Origin of the sequence: Phycicoccus sp. CSK15P-2 (genome assembly GCF_016888005.1) — a bacterium.
GTDB lineage: Bacteria > Actinomycetota > Actinomycetes > Actinomycetales > Dermatophilaceae > Phycicoccus.
This window is the reverse complement of record NZ_JAFDVE010000009.1, coordinates 233382-250712: the sequence shown is the minus strand read 5'-3', so window position 1 is coordinate 250712 and position 17331 is coordinate 233382. Positions and strand designations below refer to the sequence as shown.

Here is a 17331-nt window from a genome sequence, read left to right as displayed (position 1 = left end):
CCGGCCGGAGGCATCGTGCCGCGTCACGTGGTGGCGGACCACCCCGTCTGCTCCGCCCAGGCCCGTGCGCGGTTCCAGGCCTGGTCGAACCAGGGCTCCTTGGCCTCCGCGTACTCCGTCGTGTCGGCGAGCCGCCCGGCGAGGTCCGCCTTCATGGCCGCGTAGTCGGCCCGTTCCCCCGCCTCGGCCCGCAGCCAGTCCCGGAACAGGAGGGCGAGCTCCCAGCCCGCTGACCCCACCTCCCGGACGTGCACGTGGGTGACCCGCCCCGGGTCGGCCGACCCGTAGAGGCGCTTCGGCCATTGACGGCCGTCCCTGCCGCGGTCGTCGACGACGTCCTCGACGAGGACGAAGCCCGCCCGCGTCATCGCCTCGACGAAACCGGGCTCGTCCGCCCGGGCCATCGACGTGACCCCGACCTGGAGGTCGACGACGTCCTTGGCCGGCAGCCCGTCGACGGCGGTCGACCCGACGTGGTCACCGGTGGTGGCCACGTCGCCGACAGCGTGCCGCACCCGCGCCAGCAGCCGGGCCGCCTGGCCCGGCCACGCGGGGTCGGGTGGGCTGAGCACCGGGCCGGCGAGACGGCTGCGCGCGCCCGCCCGGAGGTTGTCGAGGAACGGCTCGAGCCGGCGGTGCCAGACCCGCAGGACGTCCACCTCCAACGCGGTCACGGTGCCCTCGTTGTCGAGCCACACGTCCGCAGCGGCCCGCCGGGCGTCGTCGTCCGCCTGGGCCGAGATCCGGGACCGGGCGTCGTCCTCGGTCATCCCGCGGTCGTCGACGAGCCGCCGCAGCCGGGTCTCCTCCGAGGCACCCACGACGAGGACGAGGTGGTACTCCCCCGCCATGTCCTTCTCGACGATCAGCGGCATGTCGTGGACGACGACGGCGTCCTCGGGGGCCTGCGCGAACAGCTCTGCCGTGCGCTCCCAGATGGCCGGATGAGTGATCGCCTCGAGGTCCTTCAGCGCACCCCCGTCCGCGAAGACGAGCCGGCCGAGCGCGGGGCGGTCCAGCGTGCCGTCGGGACGGACGACCTCGTCGCCGAAGCGCCGCCGGACCGCCTGCAGGCCCGGGGTCCCCGATTCGACGACCTCGCGAGCCACCGCATCGGCGTCGACGACCACCGCGCCGAGCGAGGCCAGCGCCCGAGCCGCGGTGGACTTGCCGGACCCGATCCCTCCCGTGAGCCCGACGCGCAGCATGCGGCCGACCCTAGCGGCCTTCGGGGTCAGCCGTCCGCCAGGCGGGCGGGGAACCCACCGGTCGCGACCGGCGACCACCGCGTCGGCGTCATCCGAAGCAGCGACTTGCCCTGGTCGACCATCGCCTGCCGGTACTCGTCCCAGTCCGGGTGCTCCCCCGAGATGTTGCGGAAGTACTCGACGAACGGCTCGACGTCGTCCGCGGCGTCGATGACCTCGCAGTCGCCGTCGACCTGCACCCACGCGTCGCCGAAGTCGTCTGACAGGACGAGCACGCTGCACCGGGGGTCGCGGCGGGCGTTGTGCACCTTGGCGCGCTCGGGATAGCTCGTGACGACGATCCGGCCGGAGTCGTCGACGCCACCGGTGACCGGGGACGCCTGGGGCCGGCCGTCCGAGGCCCGCGTCGTCATGAGGACCATCGAGTGCCGAGGCCGGACGAACTCGAGGAGCCCGTCGAGGTCGACCGTCGTGTTCGTCGCGATGGATCGTGGCATGTCCTGGACGCTACCCCGCCGGAGCGGCCGCACGCCGGGGCAGGGCCCACCAGGCGCCACACACCGCCAGGCCGCCGACGAGGAGAGCTGCTCCGGCCCGGGCCACGGCCCGCACGACGGCGAGCACCGACACTCCGGCCAGTGCGGTCACGCGATGGGCAGGTGCCACCCGGCGGTCCGTCACCTCGGCCCGGACGGTGACGCGCCACCAGCGCCGCATGGCCACGACGACGAGGAGGACGCCGACGACGCCGCTCGCGTACTGCGCGTACTTGTACCCGGGCAGAGGTCCGTACGTCGCCGCGAGCAGGTCGAGGTGCCGCGCACCCCACCGCCCGCGGTGGGTGAAGGAGTCCCAGACGACATGGGTCGCGGCCCCGGCGACGACGCCGACGACGACGCCGGGCCACTCGCGAACCGTCACCCCGGACGGACGGGGCAGGCGCTCGGCGAGAGCGGTCGGCGCGAGGTCGCGCACCGGACCGAGCGCGACGAACCGCCACCCCGCGACGAGCACCACGCCGAGCGCGAGGTCGAGCGTGACGAGACCGAGCGCGGAGTGGCCGAGACCGTACGCGCGGCTGCCGACGAGGAACCAGGCGAGGTCCGGCACCATCGAGCCGACGACCCACGCCACCGGGACGACCCACCGGCTGCGCACCCGGATCACCGGGAGGACGGCAGCCACGTGGGCGGGGGTGAACGGCACCGGCCAACCATAGGGTGCCGTCAGGACCGGACACCGCAGGTCCGGACGGCGAGCGAGAGACCGAGGCCGCCGACCCAGCTCCGAGCGGTGGGGCGGGCGGGCACGCTGAAGCCTTGCCGAGGCCGGTTCGTGGCCGCGCCGGACGCGCGACGGCCCCGGACACCAGGTCCGGGGCCGTCGTGCCGACGCGGGTGGCGTCAGTTGCCGGTGAGCTTCTCGCGGAGCGCGGCCAAGGCCTCGTCGGAGGCCAGGGTGCCCTCGCCGCCACCGCCGGCGGCCGGAGCAGCCGGACGCACGGCCGGGGTCTCGTCCGAGCTGTCGGACGAGTAGGACGTCGTGGCAGCCTCGCCCGCAGCCTCGGCGTCGGCCTTGACGGCCGCCTCGACCTGGGCCCGGTGCGCCTCCCAGCGCGCGTGCGCCTCGGCGTACTGCTTCTCCCAGGTCTCACGCTGGGCCTCGAAGCCCTCGAGCCACTCGTTGGTCTCCGGGTCGAAGCCCTCGGGGTACTTGTAGTTCCCCTGCTCGTCGTACTCGGCGGCCATGCCGTAGAGCGTCGGGTCGAACTCGACCTGGTTCGCGCCGTCCTCGTTCGCCTGCTTGAGGCTCAGCGAGATGCGGCGACGCTCGAGGTCGATGTCGATGACCTTGACGAAGATCTCCTGACCGACCTGCACGACCTGCTCCGGCAGCTCGACGTGGCGCTCGGCGAGCTCGGAGATGTGGACCAGACCCTCGATGCCGTCGTCGACGCGCACGAACGCGCCGAACGGGACGAGCTTGGTGACCTTGCCCGGGACGACCTGACCGATGGCGTGGGTCCGGGCGAAGTGCTGCCACGGGTCCTCCTGCGTCGCCTTGAGCGACAGCGAGACTCGCTCGCGGTCCATGTCGACGTCGAGGACCTCGACCGTGACCTCGTCGCCGACCTCGACGACCTCGGACGGGTGGTCGATGTGCTTCCAGGACAGCTCGGAGACGTGCACGAGACCGTCGACCCCGCCGAGGTCGACGAACGCACCGAAGTTGACGATCGAGGACACGACACCGGTCCGGACCTGGCCCTTGCCGAGCTCCTTGAGGAACGTCGTGCGGACCTCGGACTGGGTCTGCTCGAGCCAGGCGCGGCGCGACAGCACCACGTTGTTGCGGTTCTTGTCGAGCTCGATGATCTTGGCCTCGATCTCGCGGCCGACGTACGGCTGGAGGTCGCGGACCCGACGCATCTCGACGAGCGACGCCGGGAGGAAGCCGCGCAGGCCGATGTCGAGGATGAGGCCGCCCTTGACGACCTCGATGACGGTGCCGGTGACGACGCCGTCCTCCTCCTTGATCTTCTCGATCGTGCCCCACGCCCGCTCGTACTGCGCACGCTTCTTGCTCAGGATGAGCCGGCCCTCCTTGTCCTCCTTCTGGAGGACAAGGGCCTCGACCTCGTCGCCGACGGAGACGACCTCGTTGGGGTCGACGTCGTGCTTGATGGACAGCTCACGCGAGGGGATGACGCCCTCGGTCTTGTAGCCGATGTCGAGCAGGACCTCGTCGCGGTCCACCTTGACGATGTGGCCCTCGACGATGTCGCCGTCGTTGAAGTGCTTGATCGTCGCGTCGATCGCGGCGAGAAGGTCTTCCTCAGAACCGATGTCGTTGACGGCAACCTGAGGGGCGGTCGTGTCGACCGTGCTGGCAGTCATGTAGTAGGAACTCCGATGTGGACAGATGGACTCGTGGGGATCGTTCGGGTGCACGCGCGCCCCGGACAGGGCACAGGCGTACTGCACTAGCCTACCGGCGCGTCCTCGTGCAGGCCAATCCTGGTGGTGCGGCCCTCCCGACGGTCCGGCCGCGGTGAGCCCCGAGGCCGCTCGGCGCCCCGCCGGCGACACCGAGACACGCGCCGCGAACCGGTCCTGGTGGGACACCGAGGCCGACGAGTACTACACCGAGCACGGCGCGTTCCTCGGTGACGCGGGCTTCGTCTGGGGCCCGGAGGGTCACACGGAGGACGAGCTCGGGCTGCTCGCGGTCGAGGACGGGATGCGCGTCCTCGAGATCGGTGCCGGCGCCGCCCAGTGCTCGCGTTGGCTGACGCGCCACCACGACGTCGCCGTCGTCGCCTCGGACCTCTCGCGCGGGATGCTGCGCACGGCGCAGCGGATCGACGCCGGGTCGGGCCCTGCCGCGGTCCCGCTCCTTCAGTGCGACGGCGGCCGGCTGCCGCTCGCCGACGCCTCCGTGGACCGCGTCTTCACGTCGTACGGGGTCGTCCCGTTCGTCGCCGACAGCCAGGCGGTGCTCGACGAGGCTGCGCGGGTGCTCCGCCCGGGCGGGCGCGTCGTCTTCTCGACGTCGCACCCGCTGCGGTGGGCCTTCCCCGACGTGCCGGGCGAGGCCGGGCTCACGGTGACGTCCTCCTACTTCGACCGGACGCCGTACGTCGAGTCGGAGGCGGGGGTCGTCACGTACGCCGAGCACCACCGCACCGTCGGGGACCTCGTCCGCCAGGTCGTCGCGGCGGGGCTGCACGTGCTGGACCTCGTCGAGCCCGAGTGGCCGGAGCGGAACACCGCGGAGTGGGGCGGATGGTCCCCGCTGCGCGGGCGCCTGGTACCGGGAACGCTCGTCGTGGTCGCGGTGCGACCGGGCTGAGCACGACCCCGGTCAGGCGTAGACGTCCTCCCGGGTCGACGCCGACCTCATGAGCAGCAGGGCCGCGCCGCCGACGATGAACAGCACACCGAGCGCGACGCCGACGAGCGTCAGCCAGTTCTCGATGAACGACAGCAGCCGGGCCTTGGCACCCCACGTCGCGGCGTTGTTCGCCACGGTGTCCGCGTTGAAGCCGATAGTCCCGACCGTGCGAGCCACCGGGTCGAGGCCCTCGGCCTCGTACGTGAGCGAGACCTCCTCGTTGCCGTCGATGACCACGCCGGTGACCGGCTCGACCCAGAGGGTGCGGGTGTTCGAGTACATGACGTCGGCGGCCACGTTGCCGGTCTCGGACGCGCTGAACAGGCTGCCCGGCACCTCGCGGGCGTCGATGCGCTCGGGCCCCACGATCTGGCGGAACACGTACACGCGGGTGCCGTCGATCTCGTCCTCCTCGACGAACCGGATCGGGTCGGCCCGCTGGACACCCGAGTCCCACCACAGGTACTCCTGCTGCTTGGTGTCGAACGGGAACTTGAAGTACTGGCCCTCGTAGGTGCGCGGCTCGATCTTGTCCGGGTCGTCGAGGTCGCCGGCCGAGGCGTAGTCGCCGCAGCAGTTCGTGGCGGCGCCGGTGCGCCGGTCGACCGACACCCCCGCGTCGCTGTAGCTGAGGTCGACCAGACGACCGTCGACCTCGGCCTGGGAGCGGACGGTGGTCTGCCAGAACGCGTCGTCGTCCTGCAGCCCGAGGTTCTCGACCTCACCGGGAATTCCCCGGATCTGGCGGGTGCTCACGACCCGCACCCCGGTGAGCTTGTCGATCTTCCCCTGGCCGTCCTCGTCCTCGTGGGCCCACAGGACGTCCATGTCGGTGCCCTCCGACACGGAGGTGGAGTCCTGGTCGAGCGGGACGACGGCCAGGCGGTCGTACAGGTAGGGCTTGGCAAGAACGCCGAAGCCGAGAAAAAGCGCCCCCATGATGACCAGGACGGCGCCCAGGACCCGACGCATTGCCACGCTCCTTTGCGAGTAGTTGGCTGGACACTACCAGCGAGTAGCGCCCGGTCCGCACGGCTCGCCGCAGGTACTCTTCGGGCACCCGTCCACACGAACCGACCGAGGACCACGACGAGCGTGTCAGCGACCAAGAGGCGCACCAAGAAGCGCAAGGGGCGTGGCCGCAAGCAGGGCTCGTCCGGCGGAGCCAAGAAGACTCCCGGGCCGCAGCAGAGGGAAGCCCACCGCACAGGTGGGACGAGCCAGTCCCCCGAGTCCCCGCCGGACGACGACAGGGCGGCGGACACCCGCGGGCGCAGCACGGTCGCCACGGTGGTCGCAACGGTCTGGGAGCATCGCCGCCGCGACCCCGTCGGCAGCGCCGCGGCGGTCGTCATCCTCCTGACCCTGGCCCTGCGGGTCGTGGTGCTCGACGGCGCGTACTTCGTCACCGACGACTACATGCTGTTCTCCCGCGCCGCCGAGGCACCCTTCTCGCTGGACTACCTGTTCCGCGTGCACACCGGCCACGCCGAGCCCCTGGGATTCGCCGTCGTGTGGCTCCTCACCCACGCTGCCCCGTGGAGCTGGGCGGCCGCGTCCGCCGTCATGGTCGGCGGCCTCCTCGTCGTCCTCCTCCTGTCCTGGAGGCTCCTGTGCGAGCTGTTCGGACGGCGCGGGCGCACCCTGGTCCCGCTCGTACTGCTCTGCGCGACACCGCTCACCGTTCCTGGCACCACCTGGCTGTCGGCCGCCATCATCACGCTCCCCCTCATGGCGTCGGTCGCGGGGACGGCGCTCCACCACGTCCGGTTCGTCCGGCACGGACGACGCAAGGACGTCCTGGCCGCGGCGTGCTGGCTGGTACTCGGGTTCCTCTCCTTCGAGAAGACCCTCGTGGCACTCCCGTACCTCGTCGCCCTGACTGTTGCGGTCTCCCCCGCGACCGGCCCGTCCGGAGGAGGGCTGCTCCGCCTGCTCGTCCGCGCCCGCTTCGCCTGGGTCGTCTACGGGCTGCTGGCGGCGGTGTACACCACGGCGTACCTCTCGGCATCGTCCTCGGTACGCGAGGAGACGGTCCTGCCCACGGGCGTGGAGGGCGCCCGCTTCCTCTGGACGAGTGTCACACGCACCCTCGTGCCCTCCTTCCTCGGCGGTCCGTGGGGATGGGCCCCCGTCGGCTATGGGAACGCCCTGACCCAGTCCCCGGTCGCGTTCGACCTCGTGGCCGTGGCGATCGGAGTCGGTTTCGTCCTCGTGTCGCTCATCGTGCGGCGCCGTGCCGCGCGGCACTGGCTGGCGGCCCTGGTCTACGTCGGCGGGTCGTTGGCGGCGGTGTCCGTCGGCCGGGTCGGGCTCGGTGGCGCGGACCTCGGGCTCGAGACCCGCTACGTCGCCGACGCGGCGATACCACTGGTGATCGCGGTGGGAGCTGCCGTGACGCCGCTGCGTGGCGAGTGGGACCCCTGGAGGGGATCGCGCTGGTCGCACTGGATGAGGACGGAGTCCCACGGCTGGGTGGCGCTGGGCGTGCCGATGCTCGCCTCGGTGGTCGTCCTCGCCGTGCACGCGACCACGACGTACGGCTCCATCGTGGCGCGCAACCCGTACCGGGGTTTCGTCGAGCAGGTCCACCTCTCCGCGAGGACCCTGCCGCCCGAGGCACAGATCTACGACACCCCCCTCCCCGTCGACGTCGTGGGCCCACTGTTCGGTGAGTACGACCGGGTGGCCCGGTTCGTCGCCCCGGTCGTCGACGCCGAGCGCCGTGCCGACCTGAGCCGACGCACCCAGTGGACCTACCCGTACTTCCTCGACTCGTCCGGTCGCTTCCAGCCGATGCGCGTCGAAGGTGCGGCGTCGCCGCCCCCAACGGAGGGAACGTGTGGCTGGGTGTCTGACGACGGGGCGGTGACGGTGCCGATCAGCACCGACGCCTACCCCTGGGACTGGACGGTGCACGTCGGGTATCTCGCGAACCGGAAGACGACGGCGACGGTACGTCTCGGGGACGCGAGCCGCGTCGTCGACCTGTCCGAAGGACTGGGTGAGTTCTATGTACCCCTCGTGGGGTCGGGCGACGAGGTCGTGATCGAGGACCTCCCGCCCGGGGTCGTGGTGTGCGTCGGTGGGGTGCAGGTGGGCACCCCGGCCACCGCATGACCGCCGTCGCCACCGGGGCGGTCCCCGGAGGTCGCCGGTTCCGCGGTCTCGACGGCGTCCGGGCTCTCGGGGCGCTGCTGGTCCTCACGACCCACGTCGGCTTCGAGACCGGCGACTCGCTCAGCTCGCCGGTCGCCGGTGTCCTCTCCCGGATGGACTCCGGCGTCGCCGTGTTCTTCGTCATCTCGGGGTTCCTCCTGTTCCGCCCGCACGTCCGGTCCTGGGTGGCGCAGGAGGAACCCGCGACGTCGACCCGTCGCTACCTGTGGCACCGTTTCCTACGCATCGCTCCTCCCCTCTGGGTCGCGGTGGTCACGGCAGGCCTCCTGCTCGAGCCGTCGACCGCCTCGGTGAGGACACTGGTCCGCCACGCCACCCTCACCCACATCTACGGAGACGTCCCACCGGCCTACGGTCTGACCCAGATGTGGAGCCTCGCGACGGAAGGGGCGTTCTACCTCCTGCTCCCGGTCCTCGGCTGGGCGGCGACCCGGGGGCGGGTGAGCCGTGGCGCTGTCCTCACCCGCCTGGCCCTGCTGGCGACCACCCCGCTCGTGGGTGCGGGGTGGATGGCCCTGACCGTGGACGCCGGTGGAAAGCAAGGGGTCTGGCTGCCGGGCTACATCGGCTGGTTCGGCGCGGGCATGACACTCGCCCTCTGGCAGGTGGCGCGTGAGGCAGGGCTGCTGCGCGAATCCTGGGTCGACGCCGTGGCGGCGCGCCCCGGCACCGTCTGGGGCCTGGCCGTGGCCGTCTACCTGGTGGCGGTGTCGCCCGCGGCCGGGCCCTACTCGCTGCTGCAGCCCTCCCCGGGGCAAGCAGCGACGAAGAGCCTGCTCTACGCGGCCCTCGGGCTGCTCGTCGTCCTCCCTGCCGTAGCCCGGGTCGGCGGTGTCGAGCCCACAGCAGTCCGACGGCTCGGCGGTCGGACGGGGAGGTTCCTCGGTGATGTCTCCTACGGCGTCTTCTGCTACCACCTCGTCGTCCTCGAGCTCGTCGAGCAGGCACTGGACTACGAGATCTTCACCGGCGGCTTCCTGCGGCTGTGGCTGCCGACCGTCGTCCTCAGCGTCGGCGTGGCGACCCTCAGCTACTACCTCTTGGAGCGGCCGTTGATGCGGCGCGGGCGCCGAGGAGAGCGGACGGCTTCGAGGGCACGGGGCACGGACCACCCGGCTCCCGACGCGGCAACGACGGCCACGAGCACCAGCAGCTGAACGAGTCCGTCGTCCACCCCCGCGCGTGCTTCCGGCCACGACGGAGCGGCGGAGACGAGGACCGCGGCGAGCACACCCGCCGTCCCGGCGACGACGGAGGCCGTGCGCGCCGACACGCCGCGCGCCACGAGGCCGGCGACCACCGCCACCGCCCCGACCGCGCCGCTCAGCAGCACGACCGTTCCCGCCACGAACCCGTTCCACGCTGCCGCTGCAGGGGCCTGCGCGGTCATCGCCGGCTCCGGACGGCCACCCGGCACCCACGCCAGGACCAGGACGAGCAGGGCCAGGACGGCCCCCAGCCCCAGGCCCCACCGGTACGGGACGTCCGGCTCATACCGGGCGACGACCTCGCCCCGGGCACCGGGGGGAAGCACCCACCCCTGCTGCCAACCGTCGACCCGGACCGGTTCGAGCCGGGACCCGTCCGGTCCGGTCGCCGTCCACGCCGCGTCGTGGTTCTGGTGGACGACGAGGACGGCACCCGACTCCCCGGCGTCGACCGTCGCCGTGAGGTGTGCGGGGTCGGGGCGCTCGACCCGGACCCCGCGAGCCGCCCGGACCCCCGGTCCCACAGCGGCGGTGTCGGCCTCGACCGTGAGGGACCGCGGGGTGAACTCCCCGCTCGACCGCGCCTCCAGGCGCACCGGACCCGCGGGAAGGCGAACGTCTGCGTCCCCACAGGTGGACCAACGCAGCGGTGCACCGCGGAGGACGTCCGCCACGGTCCCCTCCACACGCGTCGGGAGGCTGCGGTCACCGACGACGAGGTCCGGGCCGAAACCGCACTCGGCACCGGTCCGCGAACCGACCGCGAGCGGCCCCGTGGGGTCGACGCCCGGCACGACGACCTCCGAGATCCCCACCGGAAGGACCTGCTCGAACTCGCTCACCGCATCCGTGGAGCGCAGCGGGTCGACCTCGAGGACGTGCAGCCGCACCGTACGAGCGGCCGCACCGTCGACCTCCACGAACCCCTCGTCGTCCACCTCGGTCCGGCGTTCGGGCCCACCGTCCACGGACACACCGACGACCGACGGTCGGGACGCGGCAAGGTACTCGTCGCGCAGCAGCTGCAGCCGCTCGATGCGGGTGGGCCGTGGGAGCCGCAACGTGAGTGTGGGGTCCTCGTCGGCGGGCGAGGCGACCCATCCCGTGCCGAGGTCACCGTCCGCCGCCGCCGCGGGGCGTCCCGCGGGCTCGGCGGTCGCTCGGCTGCTCGCCTCGGCCTCGATGGCGGTCACGCCGTCGAGGAGCCGCTCGAGGGACGGTCCCGGCCGTGCGGCGACCGTGCCCGTCATCGCGCCCGTGAGGGGCGCCGCGAGATCCAGGTCACGGCGCAGGCCACCCTCGTCCTCGGCCGGTTTCTCGGTGTTGCTGGTGCACAGCGGGCGGTCGACGACCCACGCGCACGCGGACCGCCCCTCGTCCGGCCGACGCAGGACGAGGGCGTCGGCCGGACCCGTCACGGGTGGCACGACGAGGGTCGACCCGAGGTCGACACCCGGGACGTCCAGCTCGGCGATCGCGACACCGCTGCCGGTCCCGTCGTCCGTCTCGGTCACGGTGATGCGGATGGTGCGGACCGGGCCGGGCGCCAGTGGCACACGCTGAGGGGCCGTGGTGTCGACCAGCCGCGCCGTGGTCGTCCCGGCGTCGGTGTCCACCCGCACCTCCCGCGGCGCGGAGACCCGACGGGGAGGGGCCTGGAGGGTGAGCGTCACGGCGTCCTCCACCACCGGCTCGTCGAGGCGGACCTCCACCCACTCCCCCACGCCTGCGCCGTACGTCCCCGACACCCAGGCCGTGGCGGGGTCTCCGTCGACGAGCGCCTGAGGCCCTGCGCCGGGCCCGATCCGGAGGGTCGCGGGCGCGTCCGACGCGGACGAGGACACCCGGACCGTGCCCCCCGTCCACTGCCGCCGCGTCTGCGGGCCGGCCGGGTCCGCGACGTACTCGTCGACGGAACGGCCGGTGCGTCGCGGGTCGCCGGGAGCGAGCACCTGTGACCGGTTGTCGCTCGGCCGACCGAAGAAGACCTCCGTGTCGAGGTTGCCGTCGGTGACGACCCGGGGCATCCGTCCTCCCAGGGGGTCGGGAACGGTGCCGACGTCGGTCCCGACCACGGCGGCCGCGGCACCCGGCACCGCCGCGAGCGCGTCGGGGACGTCCTCGGCACCTCCGACGACGTGCACGACCCTGTCGGCCGGTACGACCGTGCCCTCGGCCGCGCCCTCGACCTCGTAGACCTCCACGGACGGATACGGCAGATGCGTCCGCTGGTCCGTGGTGTGCGCCGGACCCTCCGGCTCCACGCCGGGCGGCGGTCCGGCCGGGGGGCCGAACTCGGCGACCCTCGCGAGGCCGCTGTCGGTCAGCGCCTCGTGCACGAACAACCCCTGGCCTCCGCCGGAGTCGACGACGTCCGCCCGCAGGTCGTTGCGCACGACGACGAAGCGGACCCCCGCACGAGCCAGGGCGGACCGGAGCGTGTCATCCCCGTCGCCCGCCTGCAGCCGTCGCTCGACGAGGTCGAGCCACCGAGTCGCGCCGGCCGACCCGAGGGGCACGGCATCGCGGACGGCGAACGGCCGGTCGAGCAGTGCCTGGAGCGGCTCGTCCTTCGTCGAGCCCCAGACGTGGTCGGCGAAGGACGCCGCCGGGACGACGAGGACGGTCCCCGGCTCGGGACGGGCGTCGAGCCACCGCGCGGCCTCGTACCAGTAGTCGGGGATCCCGATCCGACCTTCCGGTCTCGCCATGCCCGCAGCAACCGCCGGGGCCGCGAGTATCGCGACGACCGACCCCGCGACGAGGGGAGGCAACCAGGGACGCAGCCCCCACCCGCGCAGGTGTCGCGCGAGGACGGCCGCGGTCTCAGCGAGCCCCAGGGCCAGCGGGACCCGGACGACGAGCTCGAACTTGTGGGTGTTGCGCAGGGCCGCGAACGGGCCGTCGAGGAGGTCCTGGACCCATCCGGCGGCCGGTGAGGGCGCCGTCCCCGTGTGTCCGAGGGTCACGAGCAGCAGCCCCACGAGCAGGCCCGCCCCCAGGAAACGGCGGTGGTCCTCCGGGACCCGTCGGAGGCCGACCAGTCCCGCGACCGCGACGGCGGTCGTCGCGGCGACCAGGGCGGGGGACGTCACGTACTCCCAGCCGGCCGGCCAGCTCGGTCCCCCGGGGCCTCTCAGCCAGGACAGCCAGGTCGTCGTGCCCCGGAGCGCCTCGAACGGACCGGCGAAGGACGTCGTGACTCCCGCGTCCTCGATCCAGTCGAGGAACGGCGGGCTGTGGCGGCCGAGGACGACCAGCGGGACGAGCCACCAGAGCGAGGCCATGACGACCACGCCGAGCCACGTCCCGAACCGGACGAGGGCCGCTCGGGCGGGACGGCGGGTCAGGAACCAGACGGTCGGCAGGACCAGGACGGCCCCGGTGGCGACCGCGTTCACCCCACCGGCCACGGTCACCGCGAGTGCCGAGCGGAGGACCCTGCGGCGCCACGGGAGGCGACGCGGGTCCACGAGCGGCACGAGCACCCAGGGCGCGACGGCGTACGGCCACACCTCGACGGAGGTGACGGCCACCTCGGACACCATGCGTGGGCTCACGGCGAAGACGAGGGCAGCGAGGTACCTCGCCCCGGGGGTGCCGACGCCGAGCGCGCCGGCCAGGCGCCAGAGCCCGAGGAAGGCGACCGACATGACGACCGCCCACCACAGACGCTGGACCAGCCAGTCCGGGACGCCGGCCGACACGAGGAGGCCGTGGAACGGGCCGACCGGGAACAGGTACCCGTACGCCTGGTTCTGCAGCTGCCCGAATGCGCCGTGCGGGTCCCAGACGTGCAGCGCCCGGCCGAGGAAGCCCCACGGGTCGGCCGTGAGGTCCAGCTTGGTGTCGGGGACGGTGAGGCCGGGCGACTGACGCAGGGCCAGGGCGGTGAGGAGGACGACCCCGGCGAGCAGGCGGACCCGCCACACCGCGTTCTCGTGCTCCGCCACGTCCGTCCGGGTCGTCACCGCTCGGCCCGGCGCAGGACCACCACGGCGTTCCACGACACCACCTCGCGCAGGCCGGGCACGTCGACCACCCACTGGGCCCACCACGGGTGGTAGCGCGGGAGGACGTCGACGACGGCGACCAGGCCCGCTGCCTCGGCCGCCCTCGCCCACCGGACCATGGGCCCCACCGGGCAGCGGAAGAGCGTGCGGCCCAGGTCGTTCTTGGGCCGGCGCCCGTGCCGCCGCTCGTAGCGGTCGGCCGCGCGGTGGCCCCCGAGGTAGTGCCACGGGGAGGTCTCGTGACCGCCCCACGGGGAGAGCCAGGGCGTCCAGGAGATGACCACGAGACCGCCCGGTTGGGTGACCCGGACCATCTCGCCGGCCATCCGGCGGGGGTCCGGCACGTGCTCGAGCACGTTGCTCGAGAACGCCACGTCGACCGACCCGTCCGCGAACGGCAGGGACAGCCCGGAGCCCCGTACGGTGTTGCCGGCCGCCGCGCCCCGGGCGGTGAGCTCACCGGCGTCCGGCTCGACCCCGGCGTAGCGGGCTCCGGCGGCCGCGAACGCATCGGCGAAGTACCCGGGGCCCCCGCCGACGTCGAGGACCGTACGGTCCGTCAGCTCGGTCCAGCGGGAGAGCATCGCGACGGAGTCGTCGGCGAGTGCGCCGTAGAAGCGGCCCGGGTCGGTCTGCTCGACGCGGAAGGCCCGGAAGAGCCCGACGGAGCGGCGCAGTGTCGGCCGGTCCCGGACCTGGCCGCCGGGCGGCGTGTGCTGCGATAACATCCCGCTCCGGTCGATCTGGAAAGAGCACACGGTGCGCATTGCCTTCGTGAACTGGCGCGACTCTACACACCCCGAGGGTGGGGGTGCCGAGAAGTACGCCGAGACGGTGTGCGCGGGTCTCGCGGCCCGCGGACACGACGTCACGCTGCTGTGTGCACGCCACCCCGGCTCGGCGGCCGTGGAGCAGCGGGACGGCATCCGGATGTACCGCCAGGGGGGTCGGCTCACCGTGTACCCGGCGTCGCTGCGCCGCCTCGCGGCCCTCGAGCGGGCCGGCGGACGGTTCGACGTCGTCGTGGACACCCAGAACGGTGTCCCCTTCTGGACCCCTCTCGCGACCCGTGCTCCCGTGGTCGTCCTCGTCCACCACGTCCACCGCGAGCAGTGGCCCATCGCACTGGGGCCGGTGGCCGCTCGCGTGGGGTGGTTCCTCGAGTCGCAGGTCGCCCCCAGGACGCTGCGCGGGCACCAGTACGTGGCCGTCTCCGACGTCACCCGCACCGAGCTCGCCGAGCTCGGCGTCGACCCGTCGACCGTCGCCGTCATCCGCAACGGCACCGAACCGCCGAGGCACACCGGCCTCCCCCGCTCCCCCGAGCCTCGGCTCGTCGTCCTCGGCAGGGTCGTCCCGCACAAGCGGGTCGAGCACGCCTTGGCCGTCGTCGCCGCCCTGGCCCCCAGGTGGCCCGAGCTGCGGCTGCGCGTCGTCGGCCACGGATGGTGGATGGACGAGGTGCGCGAGGAGGCCCACCGGCTCGGCGTCTCGGAGCGGGTCGACCTCCTCGGGTTCGTCGACGACGACACCAAGCACCGGGAGCTCGCCGCCGCGTGGCTGGCGCTCGCACCGAGCGTCAAGGAGGGATGGGGGCTCAGCGTCGTCGAGGCCGCCGCGCACCGGACGCCGACCGTCGCCTACCGGCAGGCGGGAGGCCTGGCGGAGTCCATTCACGACGGTGAGACCGGAGTGCTGGTCGACGACCTCGACGAGCTGACCGAGACGACCGAGCGGCTCCTCACGGACGGCACCGAGCGAGAGCGGCTGGGCCGCGAGGCAGCACACCACGCCCTCGGGTACACGTGGGAGGCGACGGTGCGCAGCTGGGAGGACCTGCTGACGGAGGTCGTGTCGGGCCGCACGTCACCCGCGGCGACGAACGGCTGAGAACCTGACGGTCAGCCGCCGTAGCCCAGCAGCTGGCCGGCCGGCAGGGGGTCGTTCGGCCCGTCGGAGACGGCCGAGGAGTCGCCCGGGCCGTTCGAGGAGACGATGACGGCCGCTGCCGCGAAGGCGACCCCCAGACCGAGCAGGAGGCTCAGCAGGAGCAGGGTGAGGCCGGCGCGGCGGCCTGCACGGCCACCACCGGCGGGGATCGCAGTCATCGCTGTCCGGGGCCTTCCTCGAGGATTGTTACCGAATGGTACAACGTCCGAGCGCGGGATGGCGCCACCACGCGGCGCGGCCACCGGGTCACCGCGCCGACGTGACGTCCCAGACCCGGAAGTGGGCCGTGGCGATCACCTCGACCCACCCCCGCCGGTCGTCCGGGAGCTCCCCCGGGGTCCCCAGCCACTCGACGACATGGGTGACCCCGCGCTCGTGCAGCGAGTCCGCGGTCACCCGACCACGGCGCCAGGCGGCATCCGTGGCATCACCGGGGTCGACCTCGACGAGGACACCGTCGCGGCGCACGGCCAGGGCGGTGTCGGTCCGCACCTCGGCCGTCAGCGCGCGCGGGAGGGGGTCGAGGAACACCTGTCCTCCCGCCCAGTCGGGACGGCGGAAGCTCTGCCACGGGAACGAGGCGACGACGGGATCGCCCGGAAGGTCCTCGACGGCCGACGTCATCCGCTGCCAGTCCGCCGGGTAGGGCATGGGTCGGTACGCCGCCCGTACCGACCTCGGGAGGTCCGGCACGGACCCCACCGCCAGAACCATCGCCAGCACGCCGAGGACGACTCCCGACGCCTGACCCGCCCGTCGCCCGACGGCTCCCACGGCGAGCCCACACAGCACGGCCACCCCGAGCACGCCCGGCGCGAGCAGGCGGTGCTGGTCGCGCAGGAGCGCGACCCCCGGGATGTCCTGGGCAACCGTCGAGACCTCCAGCGCAGGGCCTGACAGCAGGGTCAGGAGCGTCGCCGGCAGCAGCGCGGTGGCGACGGCCACGACCCACCACCGCCGGCCGACGTCCCGCCGCACCAGGGCCGCTCCGGCTCCGGCGAGCAGGAGGACCGAGGTGGAGGCGACGAGGACCAGCGGGTCCTCCCGCGACCTCGGACGCGCGGCAGTACCCCAGACCCCTCCACCGAAGAGCGCCGACAGCCAGGTCCCGAGCCCGGTGTCATCCGCCAGGGCGAAGGCGACGGCCCCCAGCGGGTCCGCCCGCACACCCCCCACCACCAGCGCGGGCACGACCCACGGCAGGCACCAGGCGGCGGCCAGGACCCCGGTCGCGGCCACGTCCCGCGGACGCCGGTCCTCGCGGCTGAGGGTGCCCAGCACCGCCGTCAGCCCGGCGACCACACCGCCCCAGGGTGTGAGGACCGCCGGCGCGGCCGCCAGCAGCACGAGAACGAGCCGTCTGCGCAGCGGGGCGCGTGAGCGCGCCGCGAGCAGCACCCACGGCATGACCGCGTAGCCCAGGAGGGTGGGTGGTTGCCCGAGCAGCAGCCGCTCGGTGACGTACGGGTTCCACACGGCCAGCCCGCTGGTCGCGGCCGACGCAGCGGCCCCGTGGCGGGCGACGAGCAGACCCGCGCCGCTGCCCGCGAGGACGAGCGCGGCCACGAGCATCACCGCCTGCTGCACACCGGTCGGGATGACGAGCGCCAGCGCCCAGGTGACACCGTCGAGGGGCCAGGCCCGCAGCGCGCTCGCGGTGTCCGGGAGGAGGCCGCGCGGGAGGGCCGGGTCGGGGACCGCGACGAAGTCCCGTACGAGGTACTGCCCGCTCCCCCAGGTCCCGCGGAGCACCCAGAACGCCGACACCATGGCCACGACCGCACCGGCGGCTCCAGCGCCATGTCGGCTGTGCTCGGCTGACGGCGGGGCCGGGCTGGTCACCGAGTCAGCCTAGTGACCCGGTGTGCGCCCGCCAGG

General features: G+C 73.3%; 12 protein-coding genes and 1 pseudogene. 4 read left to right on the top strand and 9 right to left on the bottom strand.

All coding sequences use genetic code 11. From position 1 onward, the window contains the following. Positions 1-23 precede the first annotated feature (23 nt). The 4 genes from coaE to rpsA all read right to left on the bottom strand — a co-directional run bounded on the left by coaE (position 24) and on the right by rpsA (position 4105). The gene (gene coaE / locus JQN72_RS06050) at positions 24-1208 is read right to left on the bottom strand and encodes a dephospho-CoA kinase (protein ID WP_204134255.1); all 1185 of its coding nucleotides are present in this window, start codon (positions 1206-1208) and stop codon (positions 24-26) included. A 26-nt stretch (positions 1209-1234) separates the two neighbouring features. Then, positions 1235-1705: a PPOX class F420-dependent oxidoreductase gene (locus tag JQN72_RS06045; RefSeq protein WP_204134254.1), complete on the bottom strand. Its 471-nt coding sequence runs from the start codon at positions 1703-1705 to the stop codon at positions 1235-1237. Positions 1706-1715: 10 nt separating this feature from the next. Further along, positions 1716-2414: a DUF4184 family protein gene (locus tag JQN72_RS06040; RefSeq protein ID WP_204134253.1), complete on the bottom strand. Its 699-nt coding sequence runs from the start codon at positions 2412-2414 to the stop codon at positions 1716-1718. A gap of 197 nt (positions 2415-2611) precedes the next feature. Further along, a complete protein-coding gene (gene rpsA / locus JQN72_RS06035) occupies positions 2612-4105 on the bottom strand; it encodes a 30S ribosomal protein S1 (RefSeq protein ID WP_204134252.1) in 1494 nt (497 codons plus the stop codon). Positions 4106-4259: 154 nt separating this feature from the next. Here rpsA and JQN72_RS06030 point away from each other — a divergent pair, with 154 nt between their 5' ends. Next, the gene (locus JQN72_RS06030; RefSeq protein WP_307812447.1) at positions 4260-5060 is read left to right on the top strand and encodes a methyltransferase domain-containing protein; all 801 of its coding nucleotides are present in this window, start codon (positions 4260-4262) and stop codon (positions 5058-5060) included. Between the two features lie 12 nt (positions 5061-5072). Here JQN72_RS06030 and JQN72_RS06025 read toward each other — a convergent pair whose 3' ends face one another. Next, the gene (locus tag JQN72_RS06025) at positions 5073-6074 is read right to left on the bottom strand and encodes a DUF3068 domain-containing protein (protein ID WP_204134250.1); all 1002 of its coding nucleotides are present in this window, start codon (positions 6072-6074) and stop codon (positions 5073-5075) included. Positions 6075-6197: 123 nt separating this feature from the next. Between JQN72_RS06025 and JQN72_RS06020 the strand changes: the two genes are divergently transcribed. Then, on the top strand, positions 6198-8222 hold the full coding sequence (locus JQN72_RS06020; protein WP_204134249.1) for a hypothetical protein: 2025 nt from the start codon (positions 6198-6200) through the stop codon (positions 8220-8222). Beyond that, a pseudogene (locus JQN72_RS18280) lies at positions 8219-9259 on the top strand (acyltransferase family protein); the annotation flags it as partial. The gene JQN72_RS06020 and the pseudogene JQN72_RS18280, both read left to right, overlap by 4 nt. A 56-nt stretch (positions 9260-9315) precedes the next feature. On the opposite strand, the gene JQN72_RS18855 reads toward JQN72_RS18280, so the two are convergent. Continuing rightward, positions 9316-13461, bottom strand: coding sequence for an alpha-(1->3)-arabinofuranosyltransferase family protein (locus JQN72_RS18855; protein ID WP_204134248.1), 4146 nt, complete (start codon positions 13459-13461; stop codon positions 9316-9318). Further along, on the bottom strand, positions 13458-14231 hold the full coding sequence (locus tag JQN72_RS06010) for a methyltransferase domain-containing protein (RefSeq protein WP_204134247.1): 774 nt from the start codon (positions 14229-14231) through the stop codon (positions 13458-13460). The genes JQN72_RS18855 and JQN72_RS06010 overlap by 4 nt, the downstream gene beginning before the upstream one ends. Before the next feature lie 31 nt (positions 14232-14262). Between JQN72_RS06010 and JQN72_RS18685 the strand changes: the two genes are divergently transcribed. Continuing rightward, a complete protein-coding gene (locus tag JQN72_RS18685) occupies positions 14263-15393 on the top strand; it encodes a glycosyltransferase family 4 protein (RefSeq protein ID WP_204134246.1) in 1131 nt (376 codons plus the stop codon). 11 nt (positions 15394-15404) lie between these two features. Here JQN72_RS18685 and JQN72_RS06000 read toward each other — a convergent pair whose 3' ends face one another. Next, entirely contained in the window at positions 15405-15611 is a 207-nt protein-coding gene (locus JQN72_RS06000; RefSeq protein WP_204134245.1) for a hypothetical protein, read from the bottom strand. A gap of 88 nt (positions 15612-15699) precedes the next feature. Further along, on the bottom strand, positions 15700-17295 hold the full coding sequence (locus JQN72_RS05995) for a hypothetical protein (protein ID WP_204134244.1): 1596 nt from the start codon (positions 17293-17295) through the stop codon (positions 15700-15702). Positions 17296-17331 lie beyond the last annotated feature (36 nt).